Below are 16,301 nucleotides of genomic sequence, written 5' to 3'. Positions count from 1 at the left end.
TCCAGTGCAGAAAGCCCCTCCATGAATTCCCCTCTTCCGGCACGCCATCGTGCCCAGTTGGTGGCCGACGACGTCTCCGTGACGCTCGGCACCCGAAAGATCTTCACTCATCTGTCCCTGTCTTTGTCCCCGGGCGACCGGGTCTTCGTAGTCGGCGAGAACGGCCGCGGGAAAACCACCCTGCTCAACACGCTCGTCGGCCGCATCCTCCCGGATTCCGGCCGGATCACCCGGCACGGCAGCATCGCGATCGCCGACCAGCAGATGCCCGCCGGGGACGGCCGCACCGTCGGCGACGCCGTCCGGGAAACCATCCGTCCCGCGGAGCAGGCCCTCGAGCGTCTCGACGACGCCCTCATCACGATCGAGTCGGACCCCGAAGAATACGAGGCCGCGCTCGACGACGCCGAGCTCCTCGACGCCTGGGACGCCCGTCGACGGGTACGTTCCGCGCTGGCTGCCCTGAACGCCGACTTCGGCGACGACGTCGCGCTGGACACTCTCTCCGTCGGCCAGCGCTACCGCGTCCGACTGGCCTGCCTACTGGGCGGCCACCAGGACCATCTGCTTCTCGACGAACCCACCAACCACCTCGACCATGCCGGCCTGGCGTTTCTCACTGCGCAGCTGAGCCAGCGTCCGGGATCGGTGCTCATCGTCTCGCACGACCGCGCCCTCCTGTCGGACCTGGCCACCACCGTCATCGACCTCGATCCCACCCCGGACGGGCTGCCCCGCACCTGGGGCAACGGCTACGAGGGCTACCGCCACGGGCGCGCCGCCCTGGAACAGGCGTGGGCGGAGGAATACGCGGCGCAGACCGCCCGCCAGGCACAGCTGCGGTCCGATCTCGAGCAGGCCCAGGCCCGTCTGTCCGCCGGTTGGCGCCCGCCCAAAGGCACGGGCAAGCACGCCCGGCAATCGCATGCCCCGTCAGTTGTCCAGGCGGTGAGGCGCCGGCAGGAGGCCCTCGAAGCATCCGCGGTGACCCTCCCGCCGCCCCCGCCCCAGTTCGTCTTCCCCCGTCTCCCCGCCCGTGCCGGGCACACCTATCTCCGAGCCGAGTGCATATCCGTGGCCGGGCGCCTGAGAAGCCCTGTCGACCTGACGGTCCGCGGCGGGGACCGCCTCGTCATCACCGGACCCAACGGCGCCGGGAAATCCACGCTGCTGGACGTCCTCACCGGACGGCTGGCCGCCACCACCGGCAGCTTGGCAGTCCCGGACCCCACCCGGATAGGCCGCCTCAGCCAGGAGTCCGAGGATGATGCGGCACCCCTGTCCACCGGCCAACGCCGCCGCCGCGACATCGCCCGTCTGCTCGCCACCGGGCCTGCTGTCCTGCTCCTCGACGAACCCACCAACCATCTGTCGATCGACGCCGTCGCCCGGCTGACCCGTGCGCTGGAGGAGACCTCGGCGGCCGTCGTCCTGGTCACCCACGACCGGCAGATGCTCCGGGATACGGCCCATTGGCCGCGCCTGAAGATCAGGCCCTGGGGTGCGCTTCCCGCCACACCTGGCGGAGATTCTCGGCGGTGACGTGGGTGTAGATCTGCGTGGTGGTCACCGAGGAATGACCGAGGAGTTCCTGCACCACGCGGACATCGGCGCCGCCCTCCAGCAGGTGGGTGGCGTAGGAGTGGCGCAGGGTGTGCGGTGAGATCCGCGCCGGGTCCAGCCCGGCCCGCTGCGCCGCGGTCTTGAGCACCGCCCACGCACTCTGCCTGGACAACGCCCCGCCCCGGGTGTTCAGCAGAAGGGCATGGCTTCTCCCCCGCGCGAAGGCCGGGCGGGCGCGCACCAGGTAGGAATCGACCGCCTCGAGGGCTTTGGAGCCGACGGGCACCAGCCGCTGTTTGCCGCCCTTGCCGGTGATGCGGAGGATGCCGTCGCAGTCGACGACATCGTCGACGAGCAGCCCCGTCACCTCGGAGATGCGCGCGCCGGTGCCGTAGAGCAGTTCCAGCAGCGCCTTGTCGCGCAGGTCCACGGGCGTGGCGAGGTCGTCGGTGGGGACGGCGTCGAGCAACCGCGCGACCTCCGCGATGCTCAGGGTGTCGGGCAGGTGCCGCCCGCCCACCGGCGGCGAAACCTCCGACGCCACGTCGACGCCGACGACACCTTCGCGCACGGCGAATTTATGCAGCCCGCGGGCGACGACCAGCGCCCGGCCGGTCGAGCTCGCCGCCAGCCCGGAGCGGCGCAGGTCAGCGACATAGGCCTCAACGTCGGTGGTGGAGACGTCCGAGAGGTGGGTGCGCCCCGCCGCCTCCAGCCAACTGAGGTAGCGCTCCACGTCGCGCCGGTAGTTGCTCAGGGTGTTCGCCGAGAGCCCCCGCTCCACGGCGAGGTGGTCCAGCCACGTCGCCGCGCATTCGCGCGCCGTGGTCACTGCGGCAGCTTCTTCAGGTCCGGCCCGGCGCCCGCTTCCCGACGCCGCCGTGGCAGCGACGTCGGCCGCCACGGGTTGGGTGCGTCGACCGGCCGGGGTTCGGCGCGTCCGGCGAGGACCTCGGCGGCGGTCATGATCCCGGAGATCGCGATGGAGTTGATGATCTCGCCGGACATGATCATCTCGCGGGCCTCGTCCAGCGGGGTCCACTCGAGGAGCAGGTCGGCCTCCTCGTGTTCGACCTCGCCCCGCTCCGCCTCGTGCAGATCCCGGGCGAGGAACACCCGGACGGTTTCCTCGCAGAAGCCGGGCGAGGTCACCAGGTCACAGAGCACGTCCCACCGCCCGGCCCCCAGGCCTGCCTCTTCGGCGAGTTCGCGCCGGGCGGTGGTGATCTCGTCCTCCCCGTCCACGTCCAAAAGCCCGGCCGGCAGCTCCCACAGGTGGGCCCCGACGCTGTGCCGGTACTGGCGCACCAGGGCAAGGTCCCCGTTGTCGCGGACGGCGACGACCGCCACTGCCCCGAAGTGCTCGACGATCTCGCGGCGTCCGGTGTCCCCGCCGGGCATCGCGAGGGTGTCGCGGCGCACCGCCAGGATCGGGGACTCGAGCAGCAGTTCAGTGTCCAGGACGCGGAAATCGTGGGTGCCGGGGCTTGTCATGCTGACTAATCTACCGACAGCGCCGCGCCCAGCAGCCCCACGAACAGCGGGTGCGCCCGTGTCGGCCGCGAACGGTACTCGGGGTGAGCCTGCGTGGCCACGAGGTAGGGGTGCTGGTCGCGGGGGTATTCGACGAACTCCACCAGCCGGCCGTCCGGCGAGGTGCCGGAGAACTGCAGTCCCGATCCGGCCGTGATCTCCGCGCGGTAGGCGTTGTTGACCTCGTAGCGGTGGCGGTGGCGCTCGCTGACCTCGAGTGTTCCGTAGGTCCCGGCGACGACGGACCCCTCCGCGAGCGTGGCCGGGTAGGCCCCGAGGCGCATCGTGCCGCCCAGGTCGGCCTCCCCGGCGACGGCCGCCCGCTGCTCCGCCATCGTGGCGATCACCGGGGTGTCGGTGTCCGGGTCGAACTCGGTGGAGGTGGCGCCGTCCAGCCCGGCGGACCGGGCGGCCTCGATGACCACGGTCTGCAGCCCCAGGCAGATGCCGAGCAGCGGCACGAGGTGCGCGCGGCAGTGGGTCACCGCGCCGATCTTGCCCTCGATACCCCGCTGGCCGAAGCCGCCGGGGATGATCACGGCGTCGACGCCCGCGAGGGCACGGGCGGCACCCTCGGGGGTGGCGCAGTCGTCGGCGGAGATCCACTCGACCCGCGCGTCGACCCGGTGGTGGAATCCGGCGGCGCGGATCGCCTCGACGACGGAGAGGTAGGCGTCGGGAAGCTCGGTGTACTTGCCGACGATGCCCACCGTCACCGTCGTCTGCGGGTGGCGGACACGGTCGAGGAGGTCGCGCCAGGTCCGCCAGTCGGGTTCCCCGGCCGGGAGCCGCAGCCGTTCGAGGAGGAAGGCATCGAGCCCCTGGTCGTGGAGGACTTCGGGGATGTCGTAGATGGAGGGCGCGTCCGCGCAGGAGACGACGCCGGTCTCGTCGACGTCGCACATCAACGCGATCTTGCGCCGGAGGGCCTCCGGCACCTCGCGGTCGCAGCGCAGGACGATGGCGTCGGGTTGTATGCCGATGGAGCGCAGCGTGGCCACCGAGTGCTGCGTCGGTTTGGTCTTCAGCTCCCCCGAGGGTGCGAGGTAGGGCACGAGGGAGACGTGGATGAAGGCGATGTTCTCCCGGCCCACGGTGTGGCGCAGCTGCCGGGCGGCCTCGAGGAAGGGCAGGGACTCGATGTCGCCGACGGTGCCGCCGATCTCGGTGATCACGACGTCGACGCCCTCGCCCACTGCGACCATCCGGTCGCGGATCTCGTCGGTGATGTGCGGGATGACCTGCACGGTCTTGCCCAGGTAGCCGCCGCGGCGTTCGCGCGCGATCACGGCGGAGTAGACCGCACCGGTGGTCACGTTGGCGTCGCGGGTCAGGTCCCGGTCGAGGAAGCGCTCGTAGTGGCCCAGATCGAGGTCGGTTTCCGCGCCGTCGTCGGTGACGAAGACCTCGCCGTGTTCGAAGGGGTTCATCGTGCCGGGGTCGACGTTGAGGTAGGGGTCGAGCTTCTGCATGGTCACCCGCAGTCCGCGGGAGATGAGCAGGCGTCCCAGGCTGGCGGCCGTCAGGCCCTTGCCCAGCGAGGAGACGACTCCCCCCGTGACGATGATGTGGCGGGTGGTGTGGGGTGCGGTTGCAGGCATGGGTGCCTCCCGTGGGTCCGTAGGTGGTGGAGCACTACGGGATCCCAGAATAACCTATCTATCGACAGATAGGAACCCCAGGGGGTCAGGGAGCCGGGGTGGCCGCCTCCGCGGACTCCGCTGAGCCGTAGGCCCCGGTCTCCCCCGCCAGCTGTTCACGGACGGCCAGCACGGCCGCCATCTGCCCCACGGCACGATCCACCGAATCGACCGTCGATACGCCGTTGTCCGGGTTCGCGCGGAGCAACCCGACGGCGCCGGTGTCCGAGGCCGTCCGGATCCGGCCGGCCAGCACGGCCCCGTTACCTCGGGTGTCCAGGGCGGCGACGAAATCGGCCAGGTTGCGGGCCGCCAGACCGGTGTCCCCGCCGCCGTCCGAGTCCCCCGTCACCACCACGATGACCTGCGCGGGCAAGATGGTGCCGTCCTCGTAGTCGAGGAAACCCGCGTCCCGCAGGGCGCGCAGCAGCAGGGCGCGCTCGTCCTCGGTGGCCTGCTGCTCACCCGTCTCCGGGTTGAGCAGCAGCGCGGAGCCCAGCGCCTCACCGGCGTGCAGGCCGGGGTCGAGCCGGTCCTCCGAGAGCTGCGCCCCCGCCGGCAGGGTGTTCGCCACGATGGCCTTGAGCTGGTCCGCCCCGGCGGGGCTGAAGAACTCCCCGCCCAGGGTGAGGGTGCCGGCGGGGACGGCGGCGGCGTCGGCAAGCAGCTTCTCGACGCCCGCCACATCCTCCCCGGCCGCGTCCGCGGTCCGGACCACCAGGACCGGACGGTCCGCGAGCGCCCCTTCGACCGCCGCGGCCGCCAACTCGCCGACCACGCTGTCGGAGGAGGCCGCCTGCGCCTCGGCGATGTCCGCGCGGGTCTCCGCGGCCGCCAGCTTCTCCGTGGGGACACCGGCCGAGGGTCCGGAACCCTCCGGCATGTTCGGGGCGATCACCAGCGTGCCCAGCAGCACGCCTGCGGCTACGCCGAATCCCAGCCCGCCGACCAGCCAACCGGCCTTTCCGCTTCCTCGTGCCATGTGTCGTCGCTCCCCTTAACGGAACCAGCCCTGGAAGGTCAGCGCGATGCTGTTCCAGGTGTCGATGAGGTTGTCGGTGAATGAGTCCGGGCCGGCCAACCCGATGACGAGCACGATCGCGGCCACCGCCACCAGAATGCCCAGCACCGCCCACAGCCAGGCCACTCCCCTGCCGCCGCCCACGGTGTAGAGGCCGACGATGGCGTTGGCGTCCACGAGCTTCGGCCCGAGTTTCGAGCGGATGAGCATGGCCGAGGGGGTGGCGCCCGACTGGCCGGCGAAGACGTCGTCCAGGTTGAAGGGGCTGCCGGCGTGGACGATCAGCTGCGCACCGTGGTAGCCAGCGAGCAGGAAAGCCAGGTCGGTGGCGGAATCGACGGTCGTCGGGAAGGTCATCGCCCCGACGCCCAGGTCCTGGATCCGCTCGAGTCCGGCGGCGTGGCCGTCCGGGTCCGCGGGGAGGACCACGCGCGCACCGCTGCGCAGAGTGTCCGCCCCGATCCCGGCCGGGTTGCCCACGATGAGGTCGGGCTTGTAACCGAGCTCGAGGAGGGTGTCGGCGGCGGAGTCCACGCCGATGACCACCGGGTCGTACTCCCGGATGAAGTTGCGCAGGAGCTTGATCTCGTTGCGGTGCTCCGGGCCCGGGCTGACCACGAGCACCTTCCGGCCGCGGATTTTGATGCCGGTGTCAGGGATCCCCAGACCGTCGATGAGCAGCGGACCCTCCTGGTGGATGAACTGGATGGTGTTCCCGAAGAACGCCTCCATGCGGTCCACGAGGGACTGCTGCGCCTCGACGAAAGTCAGCTCGGCGCTCATCGGGGTGACCACGGTGCCACCGCCGATCTCGCGGTCGCCGACGTGGAGCACGCCGTCCTCGGTCACCCGGCCCTTCTTGCCGTCCTTGAGGGCGGTGCCGATCTCTGCGCCGACGTTCTCCACGAGCAGGGTCCCGGGCTCGAGGAGCATATGGGGGCCGAAGTTGGGGACGGCGCCGGTCGAGAACTGCGACAGGTTGAGGATGGCGGCAGGCTTGGCGTCGAGGAGGCGCTGGGCCTCCTGGCGGGTGATGTCGGGGGTGTTGATCACGGCGATGTCGCCGGCGCGGAGGCGGGAATATCCCTTGCCCCCGGTCGTGCAGTCGCGCAGGGTGCCCTGAAGCCCGGGCAGGTCGGCGGTGCGGGAGAACAGGCTCATGGGGCTATTGTGGCGGTCCGGTCCACCCGAATGGCGAAGGCGCGCGGGACTCAGGCGCGACGAAACTCCTCGCGTTCCGTCCGGGCGTGTTCCAGCAGCTCCGCGGCATGCGCACGGCCGGTCTCGGTTCCGTCCAGCCCGGCGAGCATGCGTGCCAGCTCCTCCACCCGCTGCTCCGGGCTGAGCGTGAGGACACCGGAGGTGACGGCCTCGTCGCCGACGTCCTTGGCCACGTGCAGATGGGTGTCCGCGTAGGCGGCGACCTGTGGCAGGTGGGTGACCACGATGACCTGGTTCCGCGTGGCCAGCCGGGCCAGCCGTCGGCCGATCTCCACTGCGGCGCGCCCGCCCACGCCAGCGTCGACCTCGTCGAACACCAGCGTCGCCCCCTGCGTTCCGGCCGAGAGGATGACCTCGAGCGCCAGCATGACGCGGGAGAGCTCGCCGCCGGAGGCCGAGGAGGCCAACGGCCGGGGTTCGCTGCCCGCGTTGGGGGCGAGCATGAGCTCGACCTCGTCGGCGCCGTCGCGCCCCGGAGCGACGGCGCGCACCTCCGCCACCAGCCGCGCCTTCGCCATGGCGAGGCCCTGCAGCTCCGCAGAGACCTCCTCTGCCAGGCGGACGGCGGCCTTGCGCCGGGCGGCGCTGAGTTTCCGGGCGGCGGCCGTCATCGCCTTCTTCGCGGCGGCCACCTGCTTCTTCAGCTCGTCGAGCGCCTCCGAGGAGATGTCGATCCTGCTCAGCCGCGTCCGGGCCTTGTCGCGCCAGGCGAGCACGCCGTCGATGTCGGGGGCGTACTTGCGGGTGAGCATCTTCAGCTGCTGCTGACGCTGGAGAAGCTCCTCGAGCTGCTCCGGGTCCGCGGGCAGATCCGCCAGGAAGCCGCCGAGTTCCACGGAAATCTCGGAGAGCTGCGTGGTGATCTCCGTCAACCGCTCCCCCAGCTCCTTGAGCTGGGGGTCCTCGGAACCGCTGAGCGCGGACTCCGCCCGGCCCAGGAGCGTGGACGCGGGATCGTCCTCAGAATAGCCACCGAGCGATTCCGGGCCGTCGATGGCCGAGAGCGCGGTGGCCGCGTCCTCCCGGAGCGTGTCCACGTCCTGCAGGCGACGGATGCGGGTGAGCAGGTCCGCGTCCTCCCCCGGCCCGGGGTCGACGGCTTCGATCTCGTCCAGCGCGAACTGCAGCCGGTCGATCTCCTGGGCCAGCTCCCGGCGGGATTCGGTGCGCTGGCGCAGATCCTTCTCCAGCGCGCGCCATTCCCGCCACGCCCGCCGGTAGTTCTCCAGCAGGGGCCCGACCGCCGGTTCGAACCTGTCGAGCGCGACGAGCTGCTGCTCCGGGGCGAGCAGGCGCAGCTGGTCGTTCTGCCCGTGGATGGTCAGCAGCGGCGCCGCGAACTCCGCCAGGGTCGCCGCGGGGACGGAACGCCCGCCCAGGTGGGCGCGGGAACGTCCGTTGGCGTTGACGGTGCGGGAGGCGATGAACTCGCCGTTCTCGTCGGGGGCGCCACCGGCGGCGTCCACCAGCTCGGCGACCTGACCCGCCGCCTCCGCCGCGAGCGAGGAGGTGACGAAACGGCCCTCGACCACTGCCTGGGGCGCACCGGTGCGCACCCGGGAGGCGTCTGCGCGGCCCCCGGCCAGCAGCCGGAGACCGGTGACCACCATGGTCTTGCCGGCGCCGGTTTCACCGGTCAGCACGGTCAGCCCTTCTGCCAGGTCTGCGGAGGCGGCGGGGATGACGCCCAGGTTCTCGATGGCGATGTCGGCGAGCATGCCGACCACCCTACCCGAACACCTGTACCAATCGCGCGGCGGGCGCTACGGGGTCTTGGTCGCGCGCGGACCTCGCCAGCCCGAGATGGGCAGCCGCAGCTTGGTCACCAGCCGGTCGGTGAAGGTGGAGTCGTCGAGACGCACCCACCGCACCGGGCGGGAACCGCGGACGACCTCGACCCGCGAGCCGGGCGGCATGGGAATCGGCCGGAAACCGTCCATGACCGCCATCGCCGGGGAGGATTCCGGATTGGACTCCACCGCGACCGTCGACCGCGGGGAGACCACCAGCGGCTTCGTGAACAGGGCGTGCGCGTTGTTGGGCACCACCAGAATGGCGTCAAGCTCCGGCCACAGCACCGGGCCGCCGGCCGAGAAGGCGTAGGCGGTGGAGCCCGTCGGGGTGGAGATGAGGACGCCGTCGCAGCCGAAGGAGGACACGGGGCGCCCGTCCACCTCGAGGATGGCGTCGAGGACGCCGCGGCGGTTGAGGTTCTCCACGCTGACCTCGTTGAGCGCCCAGCCGCGGCCGATGACCTCCAGGTCGTTGTCCAGGACGGTGACGTCCACCGTCATGCGGTCCTCGACGCGGTAGGTCCGGTCGATGACCCGCCGGACGGCCACGTCCAGGGACTCCACCTCCCATTCGGCGAGGAACCCCACGTGCCCGAGGTTGATGCCCAGGACCGGGACGTCGACGGAATGGGCGAGGTCCGCGGCGCGGAGGAACGTGCCGTCGCCACCGAGGACGAGCACCAGTTCACACCCCTCGGCCGCGTCGGCGGTGTGGGTGACGCGTGATAGACGGGAGAGCACCGGGCTGCCCTCCAGGGGGCGCCCGTCCTGGTGGACGAGGACGCGGACGGTGATGCCGGCGGAGTCGAGAAGCTCGGCGGTGCGTTCCGCGGCCACGAGGTTCTTGCTGCGCCCGGTGTGCGGGACCAGCAGGATCTCACGGTGTTCGTCGTTCAGGTGCTCACTCATTGGGGGCCCTCCTGCACGGCCTGCTCGATCATCAAGGTCAGCTGCTCAGGCGCGGGCGCGGATGCGCCGCCGTCCTTGACCAGCCACAGAAAGTATTCTACGTTTCCGCTGGGCCCGGGCAACGGGGACGCCACCGCACCGCGGCAACTCAGCCCTAGGGTGAGGGCGAACTCCGCCACCTCCCGGGTGACCTCTGCGCGCAGCTGCGGGCTACGCACCACCCCGCCCGATCCGAGGCGGTCCTTGCCCACCTCGAACTGCGGCTTGACCATCGGCAGCAGATCAGCCCCCTCGGTCAGCGAGGCCGCGATCGCCGGCAGCGTCAGCCGCAGCGAGATGAACGACAGGTCGCCGACCATCATGTCGCACTGCCCGCCGCACATCTCCGGTGTGAGGTTGCGGATGTTGGTCCGGTCGAGGACCGTCACGCGGGGATCGTTCTGCAGGCGCCAGATGAGCTGGCCGTAGCCGACGTCGACGGCGACCACCTCGGCCGCGTCGCGACGCAACAGCACGTCGGTGAACCCGCCCGTGGAGGCGCCCGCATCGAGGACCTTCCGTCCGGCGACCGTCAGCCCCTGGGGTTCGAAGGCCTCGAGGGCGCCGAGCAGCTTGTGCGCGCCCCGTGAGGCCCAGTCGTCGTCACCGGTCTCCTCCACGCGGATGGACACCTCCGGTTCCACGACGGTGGCCGGCTTCATCGCCTGGAAACCACCCACGAACACGCGCCCGGCCCTGATCATCTCCACGGCCTGTTCCCGCGAACGGGCTATCTTGCGGCGCACCAGTTCGGCGTCCAGGCGCCTGCGTGCGACAGCCATGAATCAGCTCCTATCCGTTGTCCTGCAGTGCGCGGTGCAGCACCGCGTGCGCACGCGTGAGCTGATCTGCCTCGTCGGCCAGGCCGGAGGTGTCCTCTCCGAGAACCTCCGCCAGCTGCTTCTCGACGTCCGCCCCACTCAACGGCGTGCGCGCCAGGTCGCCGGGGTTCACCACCAGGACTCCACCGCACGGTAGGCGTCGTCGCTCATCGGGCGGATGAGTGCCGGAGGCTTAGGCAGCGCCCACGCCACCTCCAGCACGGTCCGCAGCGCCTGGACCGACGTCGACGCCCCGGAGCCGCGCTCGAGCAGGATGTCGCCGTCGTCGACGCGGGCGGTGAACCCGCCCTGCGCACCGGGCGTCAGGCTGGCGGCCGGGGAGGTGAGCTCCGCCAGCGATTCCGCGACGTAGGTGGGGCGCTGCTCCTTGGGTGCCTCCAGCAGCGCCATGTGCCCCGAAACGCCCGTGAGCACCTGGAATGTGGGCATGCCGGCGGCGTTGCCGCCCTCGATGTCCGTGTCCAGCCGGTCCCCGACCACCAGCGGCCGCCGGGAACCCAGACGGCGCGCCGCGGCGATGAGCATCGCCGGCAGGGGCTTTCCAGCGGAGGTCGGCGTCACGCCCGTGGCAGACACCAGCGCAGCAACCATCGATCCGTTGCCCACCATCAGCCCCCGCTCGGTGGGCAGGGTGGTGTCCAGGTTGGACGCGAAGAACGCGGCGCCGCCCCGGATGGCCAGTGCGGCCTCCGAGAGCTGCGCCCACGTCACCTCCGGGTCCAGGCCCTGCAGCACGGCCTTGGGTTTCTCGTCGGCGGAGTCCACGACGGTGTAACCCGCGCGGGACGCCAGCTCCTTGAAAGAGGGGGTGCCGATCACATAGACGGCGTCCCCCGGCTCCAGCGACTCCCCCGCCAGCTCGATGGCGGCCTGCGCGGAGGTCACGACATCATCCTCGGCGGCGTCCAGGCCGATGGCCCGCAACTTCTCCGCCACCTCGGAGGGGGCGCGCATCGCGTTGTTGGTGATGTAGACACCCGGCAGCGGCGAGGCGTTGACCGCCTCCACCGCCCCGGGGATGGCGCGCCCCCCTTCCCAGACGGTTCCGTCGAGATCGAGGAGCAGGGCATCATGCGTGGCGAGAAGGCTCATGTTTTCCCAGTGTAATCAGGTTGGTACGGCTCGGGTGCCGTAGGGCGTCAGGACAGTTCGGCGATGCGGTCCGCCGCGTCCAGCTGGCCTTCCTCGTCGATCTTGTCTGCGTGTGTAAACCATTCGACGGCCTCGGCCGTGCGGCCGGCGGCGGACAGCGCGTCCGCGTAGGCGTAGGACAGGCGCGCGTTGACCTGCCCGGTGGAGGACTTGTCCGGGTTGAGGCGCTGGAGGGTGACCACGGCGCTCTCCGGCTGGCTCATGTCCAGGCGTGCTCCGGCGATGACGATGCCCAGCTCCACCGCGCCTTCGCGGTCGAGCATGCGGGCCTCATCGGAGCGGCCCATGTCGACGGCCTTCTCCGGCCGGCCCAGACCGCGCTCGCAGTCGGCCATGACGGCCATCAGGCCAGGTCCACCCTGCATACGGCGGGCCGCACGCAGCTCGGAGAGGGCCTCGCGCCACTCGCCGACCCGGTAGGCGGCGATGCCGTTGGTCTCCCGCGCGACGGCCACACGGCCGGCACGTTCCTTCGCCGCCCGCGCGTGGCGCAGCGCCAGCTGGGGGTCGTCCTCCATGAGGGTCGCGGCCATGATCATGTGGCGGGCGACCGCATCTGCGTTGTCCTTGGACAGGACCTTCAGATCCTGCAGCACCATGGGGTCCAGATCAGTGATCTCGATGTCGTCGGGGAGATCCGGCTCGGTCATCCGCTTGTTCAGGCGTTCCTCGCGGAAGCCGGAACGCTGGGGACCCGAGCGGTCGAAGGAGGGGCGGTCCGAGCCGGCCCGCTGTGAATGGCGGCGGTCGCCGTCGCCAGCCCGTTCGCCGCGGTTTCCGCGGCTGCCACGGTCATCGCGGCGCTCATCTCGGCGGCCTGAGCCGGCGGGGCGCTGCGGACGTCCTCCGCGGGGATTGTTCTGGCTGTCACGGCTGGGGCGATCGGACATGCGGCTATTCTCTCCCATAGTCTCTACCCTGGTGGGTATATGCGTCTAAGGCGCGGTCTGGTGAGGAGAAAACCTTCTCAACTCACCGGACCGCGCCTTCGACGTTTTCTCTGTGAAATTTTTAGTGTCGGCGGTAACCTACTCTCCCACACCCTCCCGGGTGCAGTACCATCGGCGCGGGCAGGCTTAGCTTCCGGGTTCGGAATGGGACCGGGCGTTTCCCTGCCGCTATCAACCACCGACACACCCTCGGAACAACACCCCCCTGGGGGGGTGTGCCCGGTGATACGGGTGTGTTGTGTCAGATACTGCATAGTGGACGCGGGCAAACCTTGAGTGTTTGCTTGATTTTGTTACGGTGCGTAAGTCCACACCTCCCACACGTGGGGGGTGGTGTGTTGTTGTCGGTGTATTAGTACCGGTCACCTCCACACATTGCTGTGCGTCCAGATCCGGCCTATCAACCCCATCATCTATGGGGAACCTCAAATGAAACCTCATCTTGAAACAGGCTTCCCGCTTAGATGCTTTCAGCGGTTATCCCTTCCGTACGTAGCCAACCAGCCCTGCTCCTGGCGGAACAACTGGCACACCAGAGGTACGTCCGTCCCGGTCCTCTCGTACTAGGGACAGCCTTCCGCAAGTTTCTACGCGCGCGGCGGATAGAGACCGAACTGTCTCACGACGTTCTAAACCCAGCTCGCGTGCCGCTTTAATGGGCGAACAGCCCAACCCTTGGGACCTACTCCAGCCCCAGGATGCGACGAGCCGACATCGAGGTGCCAAACCATCCCGTCGATATGGACTCTTGGGGAAGATCAGCCTGTTATCCCCGGGGTACCTTTTATCCGTTGAGCGACACCACATCCACTAGTTGGTGCCGGATCACTAGTCCCGACTTTCGTCCCTGCTCGAGTTGTCACTCTCACAGTCAAGCTCCCTTGTGCACTTACACTCAACACCTGATTGCCAACCAGGCTGAGGGAACCTTTGGGCGCCTCCGTTACTATTTAGGAGGCAACCGCCCCAGTTAAACTACCCACCAGGCACTGTCCCCGACCCAGATCATGGGCCAAGGTTGAGGTGTCCAGTCCGATCAGAGTGGTATTTCAACAACGACTCCCACACCACTGGCGTGATGTGATCTACGTCTCCCACCTATCCTACACAAACCGAACCGAACACCAATACCAAGCTATAGTGAAGGTCCCGGGGTCTTTTCGTCCTGCCGCGCGTAACGAGCATCTTTACTCGTACTGCAATTTCACCGGGCCTGTGGTTGAGACAGCAGGGAAGTCGTTACGCCATTCGTGCAGGTCGGAACTTACCCGACAAGGAATTTCGCTACCTTAGGATGGTTATAGTTACCACCGCCGTTTACTGGGGCTTAAATTCTCAGCTTCGGGGATTACTCCCCTAACCGGTCCTCTTAACCTTCCAGCACCGGGCAGGCGTCAGTCCGTATACATCAACTTATCGTTTTCGCACGGACCTGTGTTTTTAATAAACAGTCGCTTCCCTCTATTCTCTGCGACCCACACCAGCTCCACATGCAAGATGCTTCACCAGCGCAGGCCCCCCTTCTCCCGAAGTTACGGGGGCATTTTGCCGAGTTCCTTAACCACAGTTCACCCGAACGCCTTAGTATTCTCTACCTGACTACCTGTGTCGGTTTGGGGTACGGGCCATGTATGTACATCGCTAGAGGCTTTTCTCGACAGCACGGGATCACCGACATCACCCACAAAGGGGCTACGCATCACGTCTCACACTTGTATGAGGGGCGGATTTACCTGTCCCCTCGTGCTACACGCTTACACCACAATCCAATAAGTGGCACGGCTACCCCACTGCGTCACCCCATCACTTGGCTACTACCAGATCAGGCTCCACGCACGCCCCGACCACACCGGGCAAAGCCCGACACGGAAGGATTATGGGTGGTTAGTATCACTGATTCACCATGGGCGCACATACACGGGTACGGGAATATCAACCCGTTGTCCATCGACTACGCCTGTCGGCCTCGCCTTAGGTCCCGACTCACCCTGGGAAGACGAACTTGACCCAGGAACCCTTAGTCATCCGGCGGGCAAGATTCTCACTTGCCAATTCGTTACTCATGCCTGCATTCTCACTCGCACACACTCCACAGCCCCTCACGGTACTGCTTCACCGCGTGCACGACGCTCCCCTACCCAACGATCACTGAAGATCATTGCCGCGGCTTCGGCGGTGTACTTGAGCCCCATTACATTGTCGGCGCAGGACCACTCGACCAGTGAGCTATTACGCACTCTTTCAAGGATGGCTGCTTCTAAGCCAACCTCCTGGCTGTCTTCGCGATCCCACATCCTTTTCCACTTAGTACACCCTTAGGGGCCTTAGCCGGCGATCTGGGCTGTTTCCCTCTCGACCATGAAGCTTATCCCCCACAGTCTCACTGCTGCGCTAACTTAACCGGCATTCGGAGTTTGGCTGACATTGCTAAGATTGTAGTCCCGCTCAACCAACCAGTAGCTCTACCTCCGGCAAGCACCACGCAACGCTGCACCTAAATGCATTTCGGGGAGAACCAGCTATCACGGAGTTTGATTGGCCTTTCACCCCTACCCACAACTCATCCCCTCAGTTTTCAACCTAAGTGGGTTCGCGCCTCCACGACGTCTTACCGTCGCTTCACACTGGCCATGGGTAGATCACTCCGCTTCGGGTCCAGGACATGCCACTAATCCACACTAGTTAGTATTCGCTTTCGCTACGGCTACCCCTCACCGGGTTAACCTCGCGACATGCCGCTGACTCGCAGGCTCATTCTTCCAAAGGCACGCCATCACACACAAGAGGTGCTCTGACGGATTGTAGGCACACGGTTTCAGGTACTATTTCACTCCCCTCCCGGGGTACTTTTCACCATTCCCTCACGGTACTAATCCGCTATCGGTCATACTGGGTATTTAGGCTTACCGGGTGGTCCCGGCAGATTCACAGCAGATTTCACGTGCCCGCTGCTACTCGGGAATACGACAACACGCCACACACAGTCTTCACGTACGGGACTCTCACCCACTCCGGTGGGCCTTCCCAGACCACTTCCGCTGACCACGCATGCACGCGCAGATGGCCGGCAGACCACCCACATCGCATCCCACAACACCGCATGCGCAACCCCTGCCGGGTATCACACACACACGGTTTAGCCTCATCCGCGTTCGCTCGCCACTACTAACGGAATCATTAAAGTTATTTTCTCTTCCTACGGGTACTGAGATGTTTCACTTCCCCGCGTCAACCTCCACAACAGCTATGAATTCACTGAAGGGTGACCGCCCATCACGGCGGCCGGGTTTCCCCATTCGGACATCCTCGGATCAACGCTCTGTTGGCAGCTCCCCGAGGCTTAACGCAGCCTCACACGTCCTTCATCGGCCCAGTATGCCAAGGCATCCACCATGTGCCCTTACACAAACACACATCCACCGGCCACCCCAACGGGCGCCGGCAGGTGAACCTACTCGAACAAAACACACCGCACACACCCACCCCGGCCACACCCCCACACAGGGAACACAACCAGGATCATCGGCGCATACGGCACACAAAAAAATAAAGATGCTCGCGTCCACTATACAGTTCTCACACAACACACCACCTGCCCCACCACCCACCAGAAACACCCCACCACCCCCACAAAGAGG

11 protein-coding genes, 2 rRNA genes and 1 pseudogene are annotated in these 16,301 nt (G+C 67.6%); 1 reads left to right on the top strand and 13 read right to left on the bottom strand.

Going from position 1 to position 16,301, the window contains the following annotated elements; genetic code table 11:
• Nucleotides 1-21: 21 nt before the first annotated feature.
• On the top strand, nucleotides 22-1,542 hold the full coding sequence (locus B840_RS05845) for an ABC-F family ATP-binding cassette domain-containing protein (RefSeq protein WP_042621367.1): 1,521 nt from the start codon (nucleotides 22-24) through the stop codon (nucleotides 1,540-1,542).
• Here B840_RS05845 and xerD read toward each other — a convergent pair.
• The 13 genes and pseudogenes from xerD to B840_RS05785 all read right to left on the bottom strand — a co-directional run bounded on the left by xerD (nucleotide 1,490) and on the right by B840_RS05785 (nucleotide 16,077).
• A complete protein-coding gene (gene xerD / locus B840_RS05840; protein ID WP_042621366.1) occupies nucleotides 1,490-2,395 on the bottom strand; it encodes a site-specific tyrosine recombinase XerD in 906 nt (301 codons plus the stop codon). The genes B840_RS05845 and xerD overlap by 53 nt on opposite strands.
• Nucleotides 2,392-3,057 (bottom strand): NUDIX domain-containing protein, encoded by a 666-nt coding sequence (locus tag B840_RS05835; protein WP_042621365.1) that lies wholly within the window; start codon nucleotides 3,055-3,057, stop codon nucleotides 2,392-2,394. The genes xerD and B840_RS05835 overlap by 4 nt, the downstream gene beginning before the upstream one ends.
• 5 nt (nucleotides 3,058-3,062) lie before the next feature.
• A complete protein-coding gene (locus B840_RS05830) occupies nucleotides 3,063-4,697 on the bottom strand; it encodes a CTP synthase (protein ID WP_042621364.1) in 1,635 nt (544 codons plus the stop codon).
• Nucleotides 4,698-4,782: 85 nt separating this feature from the next.
• On the bottom strand, nucleotides 4,783-5,718 hold the full coding sequence (locus B840_RS05825) for a copper transporter (protein WP_042621363.1): 936 nt from the start codon (nucleotides 5,716-5,718) through the stop codon (nucleotides 4,783-4,785).
• A 15-nt stretch (nucleotides 5,719-5,733) separates the two neighbouring features.
• Nucleotides 5,734-6,918 carry a putative cytokinetic ring protein SteA gene (gene steA / locus B840_RS05820; protein WP_042621362.1) on the bottom strand — a complete coding sequence of 395 codons (1,185 nt, stop codon included), beginning with the start codon at nucleotides 6,916-6,918 and terminating at the stop codon, nucleotides 5,734-5,736.
• A gap of 50 nt (nucleotides 6,919-6,968) precedes the next feature.
• Nucleotides 6,969-8,696 (bottom strand): DNA repair protein RecN, encoded by a 1,728-nt coding sequence (recN, locus tag B840_RS05815; protein ID WP_042622557.1) that lies wholly within the window; start codon nucleotides 8,694-8,696, stop codon nucleotides 6,969-6,971.
• 45 nt (nucleotides 8,697-8,741) lie between these two features.
• A complete protein-coding gene (locus B840_RS05810) occupies nucleotides 8,742-9,680 on the bottom strand; it encodes an NAD kinase (RefSeq protein WP_042621361.1) in 939 nt (312 codons plus the stop codon).
• Complete coding sequence (locus B840_RS05805) at nucleotides 9,677-10,501, bottom strand: TlyA family RNA methyltransferase (RefSeq protein WP_042621360.1); 825 nt, start codon at nucleotides 10,499-10,501, stop codon at nucleotides 9,677-9,679. The genes B840_RS05810 and B840_RS05805 overlap by 4 nt, the downstream gene beginning before the upstream one ends.
• A gap of 10 nt (nucleotides 10,502-10,511) precedes the next feature.
• Nucleotides 10,512-10,676 (bottom strand): hypothetical protein, encoded by a 165-nt coding sequence (locus B840_RS13685; protein WP_169745263.1) that lies wholly within the window; start codon nucleotides 10,674-10,676, stop codon nucleotides 10,512-10,514.
• Nucleotides 10,670-11,653, bottom strand: a complete 984-nt coding sequence (locus B840_RS05800; protein ID WP_042621359.1) for an HAD-IIA family hydrolase — start codon at nucleotides 11,651-11,653, stop codon at nucleotides 10,670-10,672. The genes B840_RS13685 and B840_RS05800 overlap by 7 nt, the downstream gene beginning before the upstream one ends.
• Before the next feature lie 47 nt (nucleotides 11,654-11,700).
• Nucleotides 11,701-12,612: pseudogene (locus B840_RS05795) on the bottom strand (hypothetical protein); the annotation flags it as partial.
• A 116-nt stretch (nucleotides 12,613-12,728) separates the two neighbouring features.
• A 5S ribosomal RNA gene (gene rrf, locus B840_RS05790) occupies nucleotides 12,729-12,846 on the bottom strand.
• A 148-nt stretch (nucleotides 12,847-12,994) separates the two neighbouring features.
• Nucleotides 12,995-16,077: ribosomal RNA gene (locus B840_RS05785) — 23S ribosomal RNA — on the bottom strand.
• Nucleotides 16,078-16,301 lie beyond the last annotated feature (224 nt).

It is taken from the genome of Corynebacterium marinum DSM 44953, from assembly GCF_000835165.1.
GTDB lineage: Bacteria > Actinomycetota > Actinomycetes > Mycobacteriales > Mycobacteriaceae > Corynebacterium > Corynebacterium marinum.
The sequence above is the reverse complement of the archived record's forward strand: the minus strand, read 5'-3'. Positions and strand labels throughout refer to the sequence as shown.

What these genes read in the sequence shown, in the direction of transcription:
- B840_RS05845 (WP_042621367.1), top strand. Translation starts at nt 22, where the DNA reads ATGAATTCCCCTCTTCCGGCACGCCATCGTGCCCAGTTGGTGGCCGAC.
- recN (WP_042622557.1), bottom strand. Translation starts at nt 8,696, where the DNA reads ATGCTCGCCGACATCGCCATCGAGAACCTGGGCGTCATCCCCGCCGCC.
- B840_RS05805 (WP_042621360.1), bottom strand. Translation starts at nt 10,501, where the DNA reads ATGGCTGTCGCACGCAGGCGCCTGGACGCCGAACTGGTGCGCCGCAAG.
- B840_RS05810 (WP_042621361.1), bottom strand. Translation starts at nt 9,680, where the DNA reads ATGAGTGAGCACCTGAACGACGAACACCGTGAGATCCTGCTGGTCCCG.
- steA (WP_042621362.1), bottom strand. Translation starts at nt 6,918, where the DNA reads ATGAGCCTGTTCTCCCGCACCGCCGACCTGCCCGGGCTTCAGGGCACC.
- B840_RS05835 (WP_042621365.1), bottom strand. Translation starts at nt 3,057, where the DNA reads ATGACAAGCCCCGGCACCCACGATTTCCGCGTCCTGGACACTGAACTG.
- B840_RS05830 (WP_042621364.1), bottom strand. Translation starts at nt 4,697, where the DNA reads ATGCCTGCAACCGCACCCCACACCACCCGCCACATCATCGTCACGGGG.
- B840_RS05800 (WP_042621359.1), bottom strand. Translation starts at nt 11,653, where the DNA reads ATGAGCCTTCTCGCCACGCATGATGCCCTGCTCCTCGATCTCGACGGA.
- B840_RS05825 (WP_042621363.1), bottom strand. Translation starts at nt 5,718, where the DNA reads ATGGCACGAGGAAGCGGAAAGGCCGGTTGGCTGGTCGGCGGGCTGGGA.